Origin of the sequence: Anabaenopsis elenkinii CCIBt3563 (assembly GCF_015245355.1) — a bacterium.
Taxonomy (GTDB): domain Bacteria; phylum Cyanobacteriota; class Cyanobacteriia; order Cyanobacteriales; family Nostocaceae; genus Anabaenopsis; species Anabaenopsis elenkinii.
In genome coordinates, this window is sequence record NZ_CP063311.1 from 2,874,117 (window position 1) to 2,892,883 (window position 18,767).

Consider the following 18,767-nt stretch of genomic DNA (forward strand, 5'->3'; position numbering starts at 1 on the left):
ATGGGGGCTAGACGTTGGCGATTTTAATCGCTGTTAAGTTTCTTTTTGATTTTGAATGTACATTTTAACTATCTCTAATGGCGCATACCCAACAGTGGAAACAAAAAGCGATCGCGTTCACGAGAACTGGTCTTCTATATTTAGGACAGAAAAATAACATGATATTTACACGAATAAACAACATTCTTGTTTGATTTGAATTTTTGCATGGAACCCTGTTGACTTATGCAGCTACAGGCTATAATTATTTTAAGCAAAGATAAATATCAAGGAGGTGATTTAAGAGTGTTGGTAATGGAGTACAAAGCAGTTGTCAAAAAAGCGCAGTCAAAAGCCATAGATGAAGCTGTTCGCACGAGTCAGTTTGTTAGAAACAAGGTGCTTAGATACTGGATAGATAATCGCGGTATTGGCAAAAAAGAATTGTACAAATACAACACTCAATTACGAGCAGAATATGAATTTGTGAGAGATTTGAGCAGTCACGCTTGTCAAGCGTCTGTTGAGAATGTAGAACGTGCTATCAATAGATTTTTCGCTAACTGCAAGGCTAAAAAACCCGGAAACAAAGGGTATCCAAGATTTAAAAAGCATAATCGCTCTGTTGAATATAAACAACAATCTTGGAAGCTTCACCCCACAAAACGTCGTATTACCTTTACTGATAAAAAAGGTATTGGTGAACTCAAATTGTTGGGTAAGTGGGATATCCACACTTATCCTGTAGAGCTAATTAAGAGAGTTAGGATTGTTCGCCGTGCGGATGGATATTATGTTCAGTTCTGTGTGAAAGCAGATAATAAACAGGAAGCTCCATTAACTACATCTGAAATTGGTATCGATGTAGGGTTAGAGTATTTCTACTCTGATAGCAATGGCAATCATCAAGAAAACCCTAGATATTTACGTAAAGCTGAAAAAGATATCAAGCGAGTTCAGCGCAGTATTTACAAGAAAAAGAAAGGGTCATCTGGTAGAAAGAAAGCCAGTGGTGTTTATGCTCGCAAACATTTAAAAGTAACTCGACAAAGGAATGAACACGCCAAACGATTGGCGCGTAACTTATGCCTAGCTAACGCTAAGGTGGTCTTGGAAGATTTAAATGTTAGTGGGTTGGTGAGAAACCACAAGCTTGCTAAGAGTATTTCTGATGCGTCTTGGTACAACTTTCGCCAGTGGCTCGAATACTTTGGAGAGAAATTTGGACGGGAAATAATCGCTGTTCCGCCTCATTTCACTAGCCAAGAATGCAGTAATTGTGGTGCAATAGTTTACAAATCACTTAGCACTAGAACTCATTCTTGCTTGCATTGTGGTCACATAGAACAACGTGATGTGAATGCAGCCAAAGTAATTTTAAGTCGTGCAAACGCTAGGGGTGGGCAACCCCAAAGTAACGCCAGTCGAGATGTTCCCTCTACTTCTGTTGGTCGTAAGACCTCTAAAGGCAAGGAACGTCAGTGACGCACCGAATCCCCTGCCTTCAGGCATGGGGAGTGTCAACTGAATCAACTGGAGTCCCTAGGGGAAGCCCTCCTAGATTTTACTACCATGGCTGACCTAGAAGCTTGGTTAAATGGTACACATCAGGAAAATTGACTTCTCCCCTGGATAGAATCACAGGGGATTCTAAACTGATGTTGCTACGCGGTCTGAAGACACGCTACGCAAAGTTTACGATATTATTGATTTAAAAATTTGAATAAATAATATCGTTGTGGCACAGTCAAAATGCCCTACCCACCTCGGCTAAAAATAAATCTAGCTGTGTGGCTACTTAAGGAAAACATCTTTTGGGTTTTTCACCATATTTGTGGATGCTTTTTTATCCTAACTAATCAGAAATGCCCTGTCAATAAGTTTTTTGTAGTCAGGATACGACCGGGTAAATCCTGTTGAGTCGCTTTTCATCCCCTCGCTAAAGCGCAGGGGTTCTCACGCTCCCACTATATTTTGATAGATACCACAAATTACTGGAGTTTGTAGGATGTTTCAGTAACTTAAAATAGAAATAGCTCAAGCACGCCGGATGAGGAAGCAAGTAAAATGGAAGCCAAATTACCACAGGTGTCCCCCAGCCTATATGATACTGATTACCATCTCTGGGTGCTGGAGACTGTTAAACAACTGCACAATCGTGACTTTAACTCCGTTGACTGGGATAACTTAATTGATGAGGTATGGGATTTGAGTCGGCGGGAGAAAAAGAAACTCAAGAGTCTGTTAAGAAATTTATGGGAGCATTTACTTAAATTAACCTATTGGCAATCTGAAGTCGAGAGAAATCGTTTTCATTGGCAAGGGGAAATCCGTAATTTTCGCAAGCAAATTAAAGATGAGTTAGAAGATAGCCCCAGTTTAAAAAGTTATCTCCATGAAATTCTGTGGGAATGTTATCAAGATGCTACAGAAATAGTCAGTGATAAGTCACAAGTACCTTTAAGTAGCTTTGCCAAAGCACCTATCGCCACACTAGAACAGGTTTTAGATGAAACCTGGTTACCCGAAACACTCAATATAAATACACAAATCTAAATATCCAATTATCGAAATATAGCAGGGGGCAGGGGGCAGGGAGCAGGGAGCAGGGAGCAGGGGGCAGGGGGCAGGGCGTAGCCTTGAAACGGTTGAATTTCAATGGTTTTATCTTCTACTTATGTCCTAACCACCTTGGCGGTTGCTATATATGGTTTGCATAACCTAGGAAGAAAAGACATTTACCCAGCCACAGTTACAATGTTTCAACTATCCTCCTGTTTAGGAGGTGAGTAAAGATTGTACAGAACAATTCCAATCAGAGCTAAATTCACTGATGAAGAAAAAGCTTTTTGGGTTGACCAATGCCAACACTCGAATAGCTTAATAAATTGTGCGATTTACTATACTCGTCAAAGTCATTACGCACGACTGGAAAGCATGGATAATGCTTTGACAACTTATTGGTCTGGCGACGAATTGCGTAGTGGATGGAAAACTTATTATTGCCAAACAACTTACCCGGAATTAGATAAAACTCTTAAAGATAATCCCCATTACAAAGGTTTAGCCGCACAAGCAGCACAACAAACCTTAAAACTAGTTGGTGAAGCAATAACCAGTTACAACCGATTGGTTAAAGCTTATTACAACGGGGAGCTTGATAGACCCTCATTACCTAAGTATCGTAAAAAAGGAGGATTAGCCGCAGTAACATTCCCAAGGCAAGCACTTACTTTTAAAGATGGTTATTTCAAGCCATCAATAAGCAAAGAAACCAAACCAGAATTAATCACAGATATCAAGCTAACCTTGCCTGATTTTATTGATTCCGATTGGGTAAAGGAAGTAACAGTTCGTCCTTATTATGGTCTTTTCTGGATTGACTGGGTAATTGATGATGGTAAGCAACCAATTGAAAACAAACCACATCTTGATTACTCCCAAGCATGGGGATTTGACCACGGAGGGACTAATTGGTTAACAGGTGTTTCTACTCTTGGCAAAAGTTTAATCATTGATGGTAAGAAACTCAAATCAATGAATCAAGGTTATTGCCGTTTAGTTGCTAAATATAAGCAAGGTAAGTCTGATTTTTATTGGGATGCTAACCTTGACCGCATTCAACGCAAACGCAATAACCAGATGCGAGATGCCATTAACAAAGCAGCTAGATTCATTGTTAACAAATGCCTGAATGACCAGATAGGAAATATAGTTATTGGATGGAATCAAGGACAAAAAGTTAATGCTAATTTAGGTAAGGCAAACAATCAAAACTTTGTCCCCATCCCCACAGGGAGATTGATTCAAAGATTAAAGGAATTGGCTAATGAATATGGAATTGTTGTGACATTAACGGAAGAGGCGTATACATCAAAAGCGTCTTACCTGGATGACGATAGCCTCTACAAGCATGGTGAAAAACCCGCAGGATGGAAACCGTCAGGTAAAAGGGTAAAACGTGGATTATACCAATCTGCCAAAGGATTATTAACCTCCGCAGATGCTCAAGCTGCAGCAAATATTTTAAGAAAAGTAACCACACAGCTAGGTTTATGTTTAGCCGAGGTGGGTAGGGCATCTTTGACTGTGCCACAACGATATGACTTGTTTATTAGGTTAAATAAATCATATCGTAAACGTTGCGTAGCGTGTCTTCAGACCGCGTAGCAACATCAGTTTAGAATCCCTTGTGTTTCAACCAAGGGAGAAGTCAACCCAGCAAATAGAAGTAATTTTACCAGAAGTCCAAAGGGCGATCGCCTCATTTAACCAGTGGCTAGGATCTCAGGTAAAGGTCAGATAAACAGATATCTGGGGAAAATTGTCTCAGATGAAAAATTTGCCTCTAACATAGGCATATAGCTGAAATCTTATCCATGGATATGCTCAAACCTCTGCGCCTATTGACCCTAGCTGGTTGCTTGGGAATGTTCACTATAGCCACCGGTATCCCCCTGCGTCTAGCCATAGCACTTCAACAAAATCCCCACCCCCAAGCTATCTTGATGCTTAGTGGGGACAGCAGCAGAGCCAAATTTACCCGAGAAATGGCTCAAGAATTCCCTGACCTTCCCATCTGGGTTTCCGTGGGCGACCCGGAAATCCGCCGCATCTTAGGTGACCTTCACCGCCAAAAGCTACAGGGAGGCGATCGCATCCAGTATGACAACAGGGCTACAGATACAGTTACTAATTTTACAACAATGGTTGCACCTTTGCAACAAAATAATATTCGCCACGTCTATCTCGTCACCTCAGACTACCATATGCGCCGCTCCCAGGCGATCGCCACTATTGTCTTTGGTAGTCAGGGAATCGCCTTTACTCCCGTCCCCGTCCCCTCCCAAAAATATCGGCGAGAAGCTCGACCCCGTATTGCTAGGGACATAGGGCGCTCAGTTCTGTGGTTAGTTACCGGACGCACCGGAGCCAGTTACAATCCCCGCTTGCAATCGGCGACAGGGAATAGCAGATCATAAGTTTGTAAATTTACTAAGCAATATACGCCAAATATCCCCGACTCCTGGTAATGTACAATTGTTACGAGAATTCGGGGATTTCATTATTAATGCTTAAAGGATGTTTGATAAGTCATGATTAGTGTATCAACTATTGTTTCACCCCACCCTCTCCTTGCAAGGGTAGGTTTTTAATATGATCTGTGAAGGCAAGACTAGGAAGACAAGGAAGGAAAGTGGACAAGGAAGATTTTATACGGACAATGGTCTTTTAAGGGACTATTTTTCTTACTAAAAATACAGACTTTGTACTGTTTTTCTCCCTTGTCACCTTGTCCACCTTGTCCACCTTGTCTTGTCCTTGTAAGGGGAGGGGACTGGATTTTATTGTTTCGGAGTGTCCCCCATTCCCTGCTCCGGTGTTCCGGTGTTCCGGTGTTCCGGTGTTCCCTAATATAAAAATTACCTGTTTAATACTTTCCAAACATCCTCTTAAAGCCTTTCCTCTGTCTGATCAAGTACACACCAATTTATTCTGTGTGTTCAGTGTGTTTCCTAAAACAGAAAAACTGTGTACCTCACGACCATGGGAAATGCCATAGTTGGTAACAGATTTAATTTTAAAACTGTTTGATCACACTTCCACATACATAATTATGCGAATAACATATTTTCTGCTTAGTGTTTTGAAAAAAACTGTTTTTATCAAAAATATTGCCCATTTTCTCAAGACTTCCTCAAGAACAAAAAAGCATCTGATTCTGTATTTCACTGACTCTCTACTATTTTTATTGGCAATTTATATTGCATTTTCCATAGATTCCCAGAGTTTATTTCCTTTAGAACTGCTGGAGAAATATCTCCCTTATATTGTTCTGCTGATTCCCGGAAAAATCCTGTTATTTTCCCTACTGGGAATGTACAAAAATGTACTGAAATACAGTGAGTTTGCCTTTTTATACACAGCATTCAAATCAGTTATTCTGGGACAAGGAGGATTGATCATCCTAGATTTGATTTTCCGGGTCAATTTCCTACCCATCTCTGTTCAGATATTAGATACTCTAATCACACTAATTTTAATAGTCAAAGTCAGACTCATAGCCCGATGGCTGTTATATGGTTTAAGTTCCCCCCTGAGATTAAAACCCCAATCTCTACTCAATGGCAATGTAGCAGATGGCAAGGGATACCTGGAACCAGTAATTATCTATGGAGCCGGACAAGCTGGATTTCAACTATCCCAAGCACTTGCTCAGGATAACAACTTTCAGATTATAGCCTTTGTGGACGACAATTCACAACTATGGAAACATGCGATTAATGGCATTCAGGTTTATAGCCCTGAGAAATTGGAATATCTAATTAACAAGTACCAGGTACAGCTTGTACTCCTAGCAATTCCATCAGCAACGCCCAAAAGAAAGCAAGAAATTGTTGCGGAACTTAAAGCTCTAGATATACAAGTCAAAACAGTACCCACCCTAGCAGAAATTATATCTGGTAAAATCTCCATTGCTCAAGTCCGGAAAATCAATATAGGGGATATTTTAGGACGTGAGGAAGTTCTACCAGATCCCAAGTTACTGCAAGTCAATATCACAAATAAATCTGTTTTAGTCACGGGTGCGGGTGGTTCTATTGGCTCAGAACTCTGTCGTCAAATTGCTCAACAACAACCCCGCCACCTAGTTCTATATGAATTAAATGAATTTGCACTATATAGCATTGAGATAGAGTTACGAGAAGCCTACCCTAATTTGTCTTGTTCTGCTTGTTTAGGCTCAGTAACTGATGCAGAACGTCTCAAACAGGTAATTACAGAATATGATGTCGCAACTGTATATCATGCTGCGGCTTACAAGCACGTTCCTTTAGTGGAAATGAACCCAGCCCAAGGGGTGATTAACAACATTTACGGTACACTAGTAGCTACTCGCATCGCCAATGAGTGTAAAGTTGAGACTTTTGTATTGATTTCTACCGATAAGGCTGTACGTCCCACCAGTGTGATGGGAACAACCAAACGAGTGGCTGAGTTGATTTTGCAAGCTTTATCAAAACATCCCGACACCTACACTCGTTTGATTATGGTGCGGTTTGGTAATGTGTTAAATAGTACTGGGTCAGTAGTACCCCGATTTCAACAACAAATTTTGCAGCGACAACCCATTACTATTACCCATCCCGAAATTACTCGCTATTTTATGTCCATTCCCGAAGCTGCTCGCCTGGTAATTCAAGCGGGTGCTCTGGGGGAGGGGGGGGAGGTTTTCCTCTTGGATATGGGGGAACCGGTGAAAATTTACGATCTGGCGGTGCAAATGGTGGAACTGAGTGGTCTAGTTTTAGGGAAGGATATTGAGATTAAGATCACAGGTTTACGTCCAGGGGAGAAGCTCTATGAAGAGCTGTTGATTCAAGAAGATAATGTTAAAAAAACTATACACCCGAAAATTTATGCTGCCCAGGAAGCAATGATACCTTGGACAAAGCTAGAGCCATATCTGCATCAGCTATTTTTAGCCGCCCAAGAAGAAGACAGAGATACTCTCTTATCGTTGCTGAAAGTGGTGGTTCCTGAATATTGCCCTCCACAGTTATCATCGCAAGTGATGAGTAAATCTGCGTAGGTTTCTACATGGTTTGATAGGTAAGGGGGCGATAGATTAATTTAATACTACTGTTGAGGGAGCATCGCCCCTTGGTTCACAAAAAAATGGGGGGTTAGGTGCCGGTTAGCTCTTTCTGGTCTTGTCCTGGTAAGCTAATGGTAACTACTCTTCTCTTTTCTTCTTCGGCTTTAGGCATGGTGAGACATAAAACACCATTTCTAAAATCTGCTTGTACTTTATCGTTCTGAATGCGAGATGGTAGGGGTATTATTCTTTGAAATTTGCCATAACGAAATTCTGAACGACGCATCCCTGTTTTTTCTTCTTTGATTTCAGATTTACGCTCACCGGTGACGGAAACTGTATCTGCTGCGACTTTAACATCTAAGTCCTGGGGTGAAATACCGGGAATTTCCATCCGCAGGGTGACTTGCTCCGGGGTTTCGTCAATTTCTGCTGGGGGTACAAATGTTAAGCGATCGCTCAAGATATCCCCAGTTTCACCAGGTCCAGCAATTTGATCAAGGAGACGATTCATCTGTCTTTGCATGGTTTCTATTTCTCTAAAAGGTTCCCAGCGACTTAATACCATAATTTTTAGCTCCAAATTACATGAGTGAGTGAGTCACACAGACTGATTGGGGATGTGAGCGCGGGGTAAAAAACAGTTTTCTAAAGACCAGAGGGAAAAGTTTCGGGTGCGTCTCCCATTCCCCAGGTAGGAACGCAGTCTAGAGGTTGAACCCCCTTGGTATCATCAAGCTGTAAATCCCTGTTCTTGAATGAGTCCCTTGGTAATTTCTGCCCGTTGCTGGTAAGATTCATGGTTACCGTGGGAGGCTTCCCCAATTAAGACCAAACGCGCATTACCGGTTGAGGGGTGAGCGTACTGACGCACCCCATCGACTATGTTGGTGATAGTTGCATCAAGCATAGGAATTAATCGTGGGAAATTCTGGCTCACCGCGCGGTATAGGGTTTTACACCTGGTAGGTTTAGGCTGTAACTAAGTTCAGCTTAAATGTCTTGACTGCTAATTCCATCTGGCTCAGGTTGGATGATACTAGATATATGCTTCTTCCTCAGGGACGAGCTAGTTAGGAATCAGGTGCAAAATCACATCCATGTCTGATCAAGTTTGGTTATCACATCTGCAAAAACACCGGGCGATCGCCGTTATCCGCGCATCAAATATGCACATAGCGGTCAAAATGGCTATGGCGGTGGCGTCTGGGGGAATGCAGTTAATTGAAATTACCTGGAATAGCCATCGTCCCGGAGAATTAATTAGTCAATTACGGGCAGAATTACCAAACTGTATAATTGGTACGGGTACGCTGTTCAATGTCCAGCAACTGCAAGAGGCGATCGCCTGTGGGGCGCAATTTCTCTTTACTCCCCATGTTGATGTGGCGATGATTCAAGCCGCACTAGCCAAAAATGTCCCCATTATTCCCGGTGCTTTGACCCCCACGGAAATCGTCACTGCTTGGACTCAGGGAGCTAGCTGTGTCAAGGTGTTTCCCGTGCAAGCTGTGGGCGGGGTGAACTACATTAAAAGTTTACAAGGGCCACTAGGTCATATTCCCTTAATTCCCACTGGGGGAGTGACTCCAGACAATGCTGAGGATTTTATCCAAGCCGGGGCGATCGCTGTGGGTTTGAGCGGTCAATTATTCCCAGAACCACTGGTAAAATCTGGCAATTGGCAGGCGATCGCCTCCCACTCTCATCAACTCATGGATAGACTTAATAATTATACATCATAAGAGTTTAATATACTCTAGCATATAAAAAATTAAAAGTCAAATGCAGACTCTATACAGCAACCGCCAAGGTGGTTAGGACACAAACAGAAGATAAAACCATTGAAATTCAAGCGTTTCAAGGCTTCCCCCTGCTCCGGTGCCCCCTGCCCCCTGCTATATATATTTTACTGGGAGCCAGGGAATAAATGGAATAAATTAAGAGCCTAATAGCTTAAAAACCGACTGGTTTAGCTGTGCGTCCAACACCAGAGACGATCACACAGGGTAACGCCGTATTTCCTACCAAGCACGGGGGTTAAAACTGGGGGGTGTATCCAGTTCAAATACCTCATCCTGAATCCGGGCCACATACAATCCTGCTTGCAATGCCTTTTCTCGCAGTTGAGCAGACATATCCACCGCCGCTAGGATTCCATATACTTGTTTATTCTGATGTTCAGGAAAGAAATGGCGGAACCTGGAGAGTAGGTTGACTAACTGAGTAATGGATTCTTCCCTGGCGTGGCTTTTGACTTCCACAACTATCGCCCTGTTGATGTCCCCATTAGTATATGCCAGCACGTCTATTTCTAAGTGTTCTCCACCTTTGCTCACCCTCACACTGGGGCTGATAATTTCCATGCCAAATTGTTGGCGCAAGATGGTTTCCATGGAAGGGAGAGCTAACCCTTCGGTGAAACTGCCAAATTTAGCACCTAATCCTCCAATCTGTTTACCTAATTCTTTGATTTGCCGGGCATTTTCTTTTTGCAGGCGATCGGTTTCTTGGAATTTGAGATCGGTTTCTTGGAATTTGAGATCGGTTTCTTGGAATTTGAGATTGGTTTCTTGGAATTTGCGATCGGTTTCCTTTTGGGCTTGGAGTAACTCTCCTAATAGTTGCCAAACTTCATCGGCAGTGGTAGCCATGGGCTTTACTCGTAATTTTATGCAAATATCTATATTTTCCTATTCTACAGCGATTTTTAGACCCCCTGCTCCCTGTTCCCTGTTCCCTAAGATAAAAATTACCTGTTGAAAACTTATCAAACATCCTCTCAGACATGACTTTCAGCTTATTATTATTCCATTTCTTCAGGCAGCCAATTTTCATCTAAAGCTTGCTCAGTAGTAAAAGCTATATCTACAGGAAATATCTTCGGTTCTAGTCCGGTTTTAACAACTGTAATATCTCTAGCATCTTGATAAGCTTCGTCAAATATTTCCAGTAAGTAAGGCTTAAGACTGGGATTCCTTTTGAGCAGTTTTTTAATTTGTTTTCTTTGTTCTATAATTGTCCCTTTCCATCCTCGACTATTATAGTTTCTCTCTTGATGCCAATAAGTTAGTTTCAGTAAATGCTCAAATAATACTATTAAGCGATTTTCTAGTTGATGCTTTTGTTCATTCCCCAAATCTTCTAACTCTGCCAATAAATTTTCCCAATCTATAAAAGTTAAATCTTGATTACGGATATTTTTAACTGTAGTTTGTATCCACTGATAAAAATCTTGTTTATACAAGTTCTTTAGCTGGTTATTGGTTTCTTTGAGTGTCTGACTCATATATTTATGAACACAGAGACAATTATCTTTATACTTTGATATACTCACCGACCTTCAAGGTCGGTGATTCTTGACAGTTCAAGAGAGTTCATGAAGTCTGATGATACATGATAATTATCAAACCATGTATCCCAAGATTCCCCAACATGGGTAATTATGCGAGTGTTACCCACAGCAACAATTGTGACTTTTTTAACTGTTTCTGGTAATTCAACAGTTTTCGGTAAAGGCACCGCCTGAGTTTTGTTAGTTCTAAAAATACTGGTTTGTACACTGCCCATAACACACCTCCATCAGCCCCTAGCCATGGATATACAAATATTATATCCTCAGTCCAGACATTTGAGAGATTTTAGGCGATAGCGGCAGCGCTGTTGCCAGGCGATCGCCCTGTCTCCTACCAAACCCGGGGGTTAAAACTAGGGGGTGTATCCAGTTCAAATACCTCATCCTGAATCCGAGCCACATACCTCACCATGGAGTCCTAGTTAATTGGTGTCTTCTGTTGGTGGTGCGCCACTTGAGGTGCTTAAGAAATATATCCAGAATCAAGAAAAGCCGTCGTAGAACGACGGAGTTTTAAACTTATTTTTTCGATAACTTTATATTTGCGACTGACACTATCTAGATAACAACTATGGATAGGACAGTAAATAGCTCTTTGTTTGGAACGTTTCAGATTTCGGTCACACCTTCTGGGCAATTCGGCCCCCTAATATCAAAATCAATAGGAAGGTTACGTTTGGAGAAACTGAGATCAATTAGACCGTCAAAGTTCACTCCTTAAAAATCAGCCTATGCCGATAGGAACTATTAGTTTTTACTCAAAGAGAGATGAAAAATCATATCAGGGATTATTCCCTTTTTAGATTTATCTTGTTATACCGATTGTACCACACATTCAAGCAATAATTTCAAAAATTTTTACTCTTTTTAATATTCGCTGTTTGTAGTAAAACCTGAAGGTACTGTTGGGCAATAATTCTGGGTGTAAAGTGGGATTTTAGATACTCCCGTCCCGATTTACCCATCTGTTCTGCTAGTGTTGGATTACTTTGCAATAAACGGATAAACTCCGCCAGTGCGTGACCATCCCCATTGTCAAATGCCGCCCCACATTCAGCCTCGGTAATTATTTGTCTTAAGCTAGAGTAGGGTGAACAAACTACTGCCAATGGCCTCCCAGATGATAATGCTGAATATAACTTACTAGGTAATACTAAACTCTCACTGCTGCGGCTAACACTCACCAAAGACAGGTCGCCAGCGGTGAGAGAATAGGCTAAATCTTCCTTATCTTGATAAGGTAAAAATGTAAAATTACCTAGCTCTAATTGAGATACCCTAGCAATCAACTCTTCCCGTTTAGCACCCCCACCAATACAGACAAACTGCACAGACTCATGTTGTAATTCTATGGCAGCGCCTAACAAAGTATCGATGTCATGACATCGCCCCATATTCCCAGAGTATAGGACTGTGAACTTATTGACTAACTTGTGCTTCCAAGCAAACCAGTTCTCTGATTTGGCAATAGGTACAATTAAATCTGGGTTAGCCCAGCTATGAATTACAGAAACTTTATGGGCCACCTGGGGACAGTACTCTACAACCCGTTGTTTCATCTCCGGACTGAGAACCACAATTCCCCCAGCTTTGAGCCACACTCGCTGATTTAACCCTTGCCAAAGTTTTGTTACCCAGTGCTGCTTGGATACTACACCCAGTGCGATCGCCACATCTGGATACAAATCATAGACTATACAAACATAGGGCAACTTCCACAGCATATTAGCCAAATAACCCACAATGGGCAAGAATGGTGGTGCTGTCGTGATCAGCAATACATTACTTCGCCGCCAAGGTGCGAGCAGATATAAAAAAGCACGAATGGTGTATAAAAGTCCATTTATAGCCTTACCGCGAATTCTCCGAGGCCACATTTGCGAAGTCCGAGACCTATGAATCCTAGTTTGCTCACGCAGTTCCATACGGGGAGCCTGACTCATCCTGAAGGCATATCCCGGTTGACTGGTAAACACATCAATCTCTACCCCTTGATGTTCTAACTGCTGCACCAGTTCCTCAATTAATTGTCCTGTAGCAGCATAGTCTGGAGGAAAAAACTGTGTGACTACAGATAACTTAAATCTCTGCTCATAGGAACAATCATCACTTTTGTTTGTACCATCTACCGTAGACTGTCCTAATGGGTTGCTGATCTGTTGGGAATTTTTCATACTCTAGGAATTTGGCACAAGTTGGGGGTGTAGGTAAGAGGATGTTTGATAAGTTTTCAACAGGTAATTTTTATCACATTATTTCTCCATTATCAACGGTCAAGCAATATTTGACACAATAATCCTCACTTGTAAAATATCCTTCAGATTAACCCTAGTTTGACCATATTTGACCATATAAGCTGATATAAAATACCAGATGAGGTTAAATTAATTTAACCTCATACTAAATTGTGATTTATCTTGCTATGATATTAGCATCTCACCTGGTTATTTCATACACCAACATTTATGATTTGTATATATTTTTATGAACGTATCATACCAATACCCCTCTTCTCCTCAGACAGCAAAAAAAAGTTAACATCTACACCAACAAGCCCGCCAAACCCCCTGACTTTAGATACACAGGATGTAGGTATTTTGTGGCTGTAGCCCCTATTACCTTAACTTTCGTAATCGCACATGAGATAATCTTGCTACTATACAGTTACTCTCACTGATGGTTTTTTATCCCTGTAGTTTCCTGTAGTTTTCGGATTATGGACTAAAACTACAAACATAGTTTTCTAGCATCATCTACTCTTAGTTAACTGTGTCTAGATTTCTATTTGAATGTAACCCCAGCTTATTACTTAGTTCTTTTAGTATAACATATGTCTATTAGTCAGAACCAAACTGATAAACTCCTAAATCCCGAACAGACGAGAAACTCCATCACCCCATTTTTTCCCTATTCCCCTGTTCTGGAAAATCAGCACCAAGGGGAGGATTGGAATTATAAAGAATTTTTAAGTTTGTTACGGCGTCGAGTTGTAGTTGTTGTGGGAGTAGCCACAGCTGTGCTCACAGGTCTAGGTCTAAATATTTACTTAAATCCCAAACCCCCCGAATATGAAAGCCGGTTTCAGATGCTGGCTGAACCTGTGGGTTATAACAGTAGAGTGTTAAACTTAGAGGGTAGCATCAACCCCTCGGCTCGAGAGAGCTTAGATTACGAAACTCAAATTATAGTCCTCTTGAGTCCTCAAGTTCTGCAAAAAAGCATTGAACAGTTACAAGCTAACTATCCGAACATCAACTATGAATATCTGAGTCGGGGATTAACGATTTCTCGTCTAGGTGGAGAAACCAAAATTATCCAGGTTAGGTATCGTAGCGAAGACCCAGTGGAATCCAAAGATGTATTAGAGCAAATTTCCCAAGATTATTTAGCCTACAGTCAAGAACAACGGCGAATTAACCTCAGTCAAGGTTTAAAATATCTAGATGAAGAACTACCCAATATACAAAAACGCGTCAACCAGGTTCAGGAAGAATTGGAACAGTTCCGACGTAGGTATAACTTTCTCGGTCCAGAAGTCCTAGCTGGTGAAATTGCAGGACAAACCACAGCTTTAACTCAACAACTGCAACAACTGGAACTACAACTAGCCCAAGCTCGTACTGATTGGAATTTCTTACAAACTGAAGATGGTGTCAGGTCAGTACTGGATAACTATCCTGTATATCGGGCATTAAATGAAGAATTTCGCCAATTAGACATTCAAATTGCCACACAATCAGCTATTTTTCAAGATGAAAACCCCACCCTAATTACACTCAAGGAAAAACAGAACAACCTCAAACCATTAATCGAGCGAGAATCACAACTATATATCCAAACCAGGCGAGCAGAAGCAGATAAATTACTCAAATCCTTAGAAGTTAATCAACAAGAACTAGAAAAGAATCGCCGAATTTTAGAACGGGAACGCCAGGAATTACCCACCCTCATCCGAGAATATACAGAAATACAACGCCGTTTAGGTATTGCTAATGAAAGTCTGAATCGTTTTTTATCCGCCCGGGAAGATTTGCTGATTCAAACCTCTCAGACGGAACAAGGTTGGCAATTAATTAAGTTACCTAACCTACCAATAGATCCTATAGTCTCTTCAACTATTATCCGGGATATTATTCTGGGAATTGCCGCGAGTATCTCCCTGGGGATTGGTGCAGCCTTACTCATAGAAAAGCTAGATCATACTTATCACAATCCTTTGAGCCTCAAAGAAAGAATCAAAGTTCCTCTATTAGGGACTATTCCCTTTAACCAAGAAATACAGCGGGGTAAATCCCCAACCCTCAAACTCAAAGATGCTTTGATGCAATTCTCTAATGGGCAAATGGAAACTACTACCCAGAGAACCACTGTAGCCAAACAACAATATACCAATTACGCTAACAATTTTATCGAAGCCATCAGGCTGCTCTACACAAATATACAATTATTAAGCTCTGATACTCCCATCAGTTCTATTACCATCACCTCCTCTATGCAAGGTGACGGTAAAAGTACAATTGCCTTTTATCTGGCTCAAGTAGCTGTATCCATGGGGAGAAAAGTATTACTGGTAGATACAGATTTGCGCCGCCCTAGTATTCATAGGTTCGCAAATGTAAGTAATATCTGGGGGTTGAGTAGTTTAATTACCACGGATATGTCCGTAGAAAATGTAGTCACACCACTACCTGGTATGAATGACTTATCTATCATTACTTCTGGACCTATTCCCCCCGATGCACCTAAGTTACTCTCATCAGGGAAAATGAAAAAACTGATGGCACAGTTTCAAGATACCTTTGATTTAGTGATTTATGATGCTCCTCCCATTGTGGGGCTAGCTGATACTAATTACGTAGCTGCCCAAACCGACGGTCTGGTGATGATCGCCAGGATGGATAAAACAGACCGTTCTGTATTTGAGCAGGCTTTAACCGATCTGAAAAATTCACCGATTAATGTTTTAGGTGTAGTTGCGAATGGACAGCGGCGTCATTCAGACAGTTACTACAACTATTATTACTACCAAAGTGAGGATAAATAAGCCACCCCACCCGGTGCTATCCATGGGAACATTAGCTTTTCATACCCCATGGTAGCAGATTGCCCAGATTATGGAGTTGGTTTATGACCCAGTTTGATGTGAGACAAACAGGATTCTAGATATATACAGTCTTCACACTGGAGTTCTTTCCCAGGATTTGCACAGCCACAGGGAGGATTGACGAAACATTCCGCAGTATTTTGCGGTGTGGAATATTTTTTCAATATATAGTAGAGAGCAGCTTCTTTTAAGCAGAAAATAATATCTTGCACCATAGAAATTACCAGTATCTACTTATTTAGATGATGAATAGTTACTAAAAATATAGTCAAATATTTTTAGCTTGGTAAGGTCTAAACCTGACTGGGCTAACTACAAGCCTCTCTACTGAGTTTCCATCAAAGATAGAGTCCCCAGCTACCTTTCTTAATATATTTAGGGAACCATTCAAGTCTGCTGAATATATTTTCCCAGACTTAGAGGATGTTTGGAAAGTCATGATTAGTGTATTAACTATTGTTTAACCCCACCCTAACCCTCCCCTTGTAAGGGGAGGGGACTGGATTTTATTGTTTTTTGTCTGTTCCCCATTCCCCATTCCCCATTCCCTGTTGCCCATTCCGGTGTTCCGGTGTTCCCTAAGATAAAAATTACCTGTTGAAAACTTATCAAACATCCTCTAAAAAAATATATAAACTCACCCCCAATCCAGGAGGTGAGTTGCCCCCACATCTGTTAACTAATTCCAAATACCGAACCAACAGTAGATTTCAATGAATCCCTAGCATCTCTAAAACCTTGAGCCAAAGGATGCTTGGCTTGTAAAAATACCCTAGCACAATTACGTCCTGGCATTCCCGAAATTGACCCACCTGGATGAGTTCCCGCACCAGTTAAAAATAGATTTTCAATTGGTGTTTTATAGTTTGCTAATTCTGGTAAAGGACGGAAAAACACCATCTGATCTAAGGTCATATCAATATGATAATAATTTCCCTTATAAGCTCCTAATCTTTCTCCCAATTCCGCGGGACTCTCCACCCGACGGGCGATAGTTGCTGTTTTCACATTTGGCGCGTAGTTAGCCAACTTATCAATTACTCTGTCTGCAACTTGGTTTTTGAGTTCATCTGTCCAACCCGTACCTTTTAAACCTGTACCTTGTGCAGCTGCTATCTGGTAGGGAGCAAAAAACTCAATCCATAGAGTATGTTTACCTGGTGGTGCTAATGTAGGATCAAGGGCGCTAGGCATGACCACATACATAGAGGGGTTAGTATCGGGAATTTCTCCCAAGGTACATTTACTGTGGGCTTGTTCAACATGAGCCATGGAATCTGCAATTAAGATCGAGCCAATCAGATAATCATCTTTGTGGTCATGGTAGGGAAAATGCAGAGGTTCATCTAAAGCCAAGTCGATTTTCAGGATGGTTTCATTATTATTAATGATCCGGCGTTCTAATCTTGGTCGTAACTCCGGGTCAGCATCATCCACCTCATCAGTGTCCATAAGTTGTAAAAATAGACGTTTAGCATCAATGTTGGAAATAATGCCATATTTAGCCCGATATTCTTGACCTCCCCCAACTCTGACACCCACAGCCTTACCATTGTCAATTAATACTTTCTCTACCTGTTGCTCTGTGAGAATCCTACCACCTTTACTAGTAACTAATTTAACTAATGCTTGGACTAAAGCCCCAGTTCCCCCGCGGGGTCTAGTCATACCCGGATGATGACGCATAGCCATCATCATCACACCAATGGCTAGGTTTTTTTGTGAAGGAGGCGCACCGAGTTCGGAAGCGAGTCGAGACAGTGGGGCTTTTAAGAATTCTTCATCAAACCATTCTTCTAGAATATCCTCAGCACTATTCAACATGGTGCGAACAAAATCCAAGCTTTTAGATGGTGAACCGATGACGGAAAATAAATCTTTGAATTTTTGGATGTTATAATTACCAAAAATATCTATAAATGATTTGGGTGGAGCGTTAAACATCGGACCCATGGCACTAATCACCCTTTGCCAGTAGTCTGTAAATTCTGCGTATTTTTTAGCGTCCCGTTCATTATAACGGGCAATTTCTGCACAGGTCTTTTCTACTGATTTGTGAGCTAAAAAATACTTACCATCAGGATGGGGACAAAAAACCACTGGGTCACAATCTAAGTATTCTAAACCATATTTTTCTAGTTCTAATTCTTCGACAACTGGGCCTAAATGAATAAATTCGTGATCAATTGCACACAAGTTAAATTTAAATCCTGGGGCTTCTTGGGGTAAGCATTCCTCCGTTGTGGCTGCACCACCTGGAACTGGACGCTTTTCTAGCAGCAGAACGCTATAACCAGCTTTGAGCAAATACGCCGCACATACTAGTCCGTTATGTCCTGCGCCAATGATAACAACATCATACTCTTGCATATTTGTGCTTGGATAATGTGGTGAGAAGTTATTATTATAATTTGGGTTTTAGAAAATGTTGTTGATAGTTGCCATATTATACACTTGATGGCTTTGTTCATCAGCTAAACACTTGTGTATGGGGATATATAGCAATCCTAAATGATTCATGAAGAATTTCTGTTCCCTGCTCCGGTGTTCCCTTTCCTCACTGATAATTTCTCAACTCAAATAGGATGACTATTAGAGGATGTTTTATAAGTTTTCAACAGGTAATTTTTATCTTAGGGAATGGGGAACACACCGAACAGGGAAGGATTAGTGAACACGGTTCGACTTCGCTCACCGACCGCACAAAAAACAATAAAATCCAGTCCCCT

The 18,767-nt window shown here is 41.2% G+C and carries 14 protein-coding genes and 3 pseudogenes; 9 read left to right on the top strand and 8 right to left on the bottom strand.

Annotation, left to right across the window (positions count from 1 at the left end; all coding sequences use genetic code 11):
* Positions 1-109: 109 nt before the first annotated feature.
* Positions 110-209: pseudogene (locus IM676_RS20230) on the bottom strand (transposase); the annotation flags it as partial.
* Positions 210-285: 76 nt separating this feature from the next.
* Here IM676_RS20230 and IM676_RS12685 point away from each other — a divergent pair.
* The 6 genes and pseudogenes from IM676_RS12685 to IM676_RS12710 all read left to right on the top strand — a co-directional run bounded on the left by IM676_RS12685 (position 286) and on the right by IM676_RS12710 (position 7,573).
* On the top strand, positions 286-1,464 hold the full coding sequence (locus IM676_RS12685) for an RNA-guided endonuclease InsQ/TnpB family protein (protein ID WP_200990196.1): 1,179 nt from the start codon (positions 286-288) through the stop codon (positions 1,462-1,464).
* A gap of 39 nt (positions 1,465-1,503) precedes the next feature.
* Positions 1,504-1,599 (top strand): annotated as a pseudogene (locus IM676_RS12690) (DUF4351 domain-containing protein); the annotation flags it as partial.
* Positions 1,600-2,046: 447 nt separating this feature from the next.
* Positions 2,047-2,535, top strand: a complete 489-nt coding sequence (locus tag IM676_RS12695) for a DUF29 domain-containing protein (protein ID WP_200987237.1) — start codon at positions 2,047-2,049, stop codon at positions 2,533-2,535.
* A 240-nt stretch (positions 2,536-2,775) separates the two neighbouring features.
* A complete protein-coding gene (locus IM676_RS12700; protein WP_200987238.1) occupies positions 2,776-4,149 on the top strand; it encodes an RNA-guided endonuclease InsQ/TnpB family protein in 1,374 nt (457 codons plus the stop codon).
* A gap of 215 nt (positions 4,150-4,364) precedes the next feature.
* Positions 4,365-4,961 carry a YdcF family protein gene (locus tag IM676_RS12705; protein ID WP_200987239.1) on the top strand — a complete coding sequence of 199 codons (597 nt, stop codon included), beginning with the start codon at positions 4,365-4,367 and terminating at the stop codon, positions 4,959-4,961.
* Between the two features lie 665 nt (positions 4,962-5,626).
* The gene (locus IM676_RS12710) at positions 5,627-7,573 is read left to right on the top strand and encodes a polysaccharide biosynthesis protein (RefSeq protein ID WP_225880355.1); all 1,947 of its coding nucleotides are present in this window, start codon (positions 5,627-5,629) and stop codon (positions 7,571-7,573) included.
* 94 nt (positions 7,574-7,667) lie between these two features.
* On the opposite strand, the gene IM676_RS12715 is transcribed toward IM676_RS12710, so the two are convergent.
* Both IM676_RS12715 and IM676_RS12720 read right to left on the bottom strand, forming a co-directional pair.
* A complete protein-coding gene (locus tag IM676_RS12715; RefSeq protein WP_200987241.1) occupies positions 7,668-8,147 on the bottom strand; it encodes an Hsp20/alpha crystallin family protein in 480 nt (159 codons plus the stop codon).
* 165 nt (positions 8,148-8,312) lie between these two features.
* Positions 8,313-8,489, bottom strand: coding sequence for a hypothetical protein (locus IM676_RS12720; RefSeq protein ID WP_225880356.1), 177 nt, complete (start codon positions 8,487-8,489; stop codon positions 8,313-8,315).
* Positions 8,490-8,679: 190 nt separating this feature from the next.
* Between IM676_RS12720 and IM676_RS12725 the strand changes: the two genes are divergently transcribed.
* Positions 8,680-9,324, top strand: a complete 645-nt coding sequence (locus tag IM676_RS12725; protein WP_200987242.1) for a bifunctional 4-hydroxy-2-oxoglutarate aldolase/2-dehydro-3-deoxy-phosphogluconate aldolase — start codon at positions 8,680-8,682, stop codon at positions 9,322-9,324.
* A gap of 279 nt (positions 9,325-9,603) precedes the next feature.
* On the opposite strand, the gene IM676_RS12730 is transcribed toward IM676_RS12725, so the two are convergent.
* The 3 genes from IM676_RS12730 to vapB form a co-directional block, all read right to left on the bottom strand.
* Positions 9,604-10,233 (bottom strand): DUF3782 domain-containing protein, encoded by a 630-nt coding sequence (locus IM676_RS12730; protein ID WP_200987243.1) that lies wholly within the window; start codon positions 10,231-10,233, stop codon positions 9,604-9,606.
* 152 nt (positions 10,234-10,385) lie between these two features.
* Entirely contained in the window at positions 10,386-10,868 is a 483-nt protein-coding gene (locus tag IM676_RS12735; protein WP_200987244.1) for a DUF29 domain-containing protein, read from the bottom strand.
* A 44-nt stretch (positions 10,869-10,912) separates the two neighbouring features.
* Positions 10,913-11,149 (bottom strand): type II toxin-antitoxin system VapB family antitoxin, encoded by a 237-nt coding sequence (gene vapB / locus IM676_RS12740; protein ID WP_200987245.1) that lies wholly within the window; start codon positions 11,147-11,149, stop codon positions 10,913-10,915.
* Positions 11,150-11,309: 160 nt separating this feature from the next.
* On the opposite strand from vapB, the pseudogene IM676_RS12745 reads away from it, so the two are divergent.
* Positions 11,310-11,435: pseudogene (locus tag IM676_RS12745) on the top strand (IS200/IS605 family transposase); the annotation flags it as partial.
* Positions 11,436-11,782: 347 nt separating this feature from the next.
* Here IM676_RS12745 and IM676_RS12750 read toward each other — a convergent pair.
* The gene (locus tag IM676_RS12750; RefSeq protein ID WP_200987246.1) at positions 11,783-13,108 is read right to left on the bottom strand and encodes a glycosyltransferase family 4 protein; all 1,326 of its coding nucleotides are present in this window, start codon (positions 13,106-13,108) and stop codon (positions 11,783-11,785) included.
* Between the two features lie 656 nt (positions 13,109-13,764).
* On the opposite strand from IM676_RS12750, the gene IM676_RS12755 reads away from it, so the two are divergent.
* A complete protein-coding gene (locus IM676_RS12755) occupies positions 13,765-15,978 on the top strand; it encodes a GumC family protein (RefSeq protein ID WP_200987247.1) in 2,214 nt (737 codons plus the stop codon).
* A 735-nt stretch (positions 15,979-16,713) separates the two neighbouring features.
* Here the strand turns inward: IM676_RS12755 and crtO are convergent.
* Complete coding sequence (crtO, locus tag IM676_RS12760; protein WP_200987248.1) at positions 16,714-18,408, bottom strand: beta-carotene ketolase CrtO; 1,695 nt, start codon at positions 18,406-18,408, stop codon at positions 16,714-16,716.
* Between the last annotated feature and the right edge of the window lie 359 nt (positions 18,409-18,767).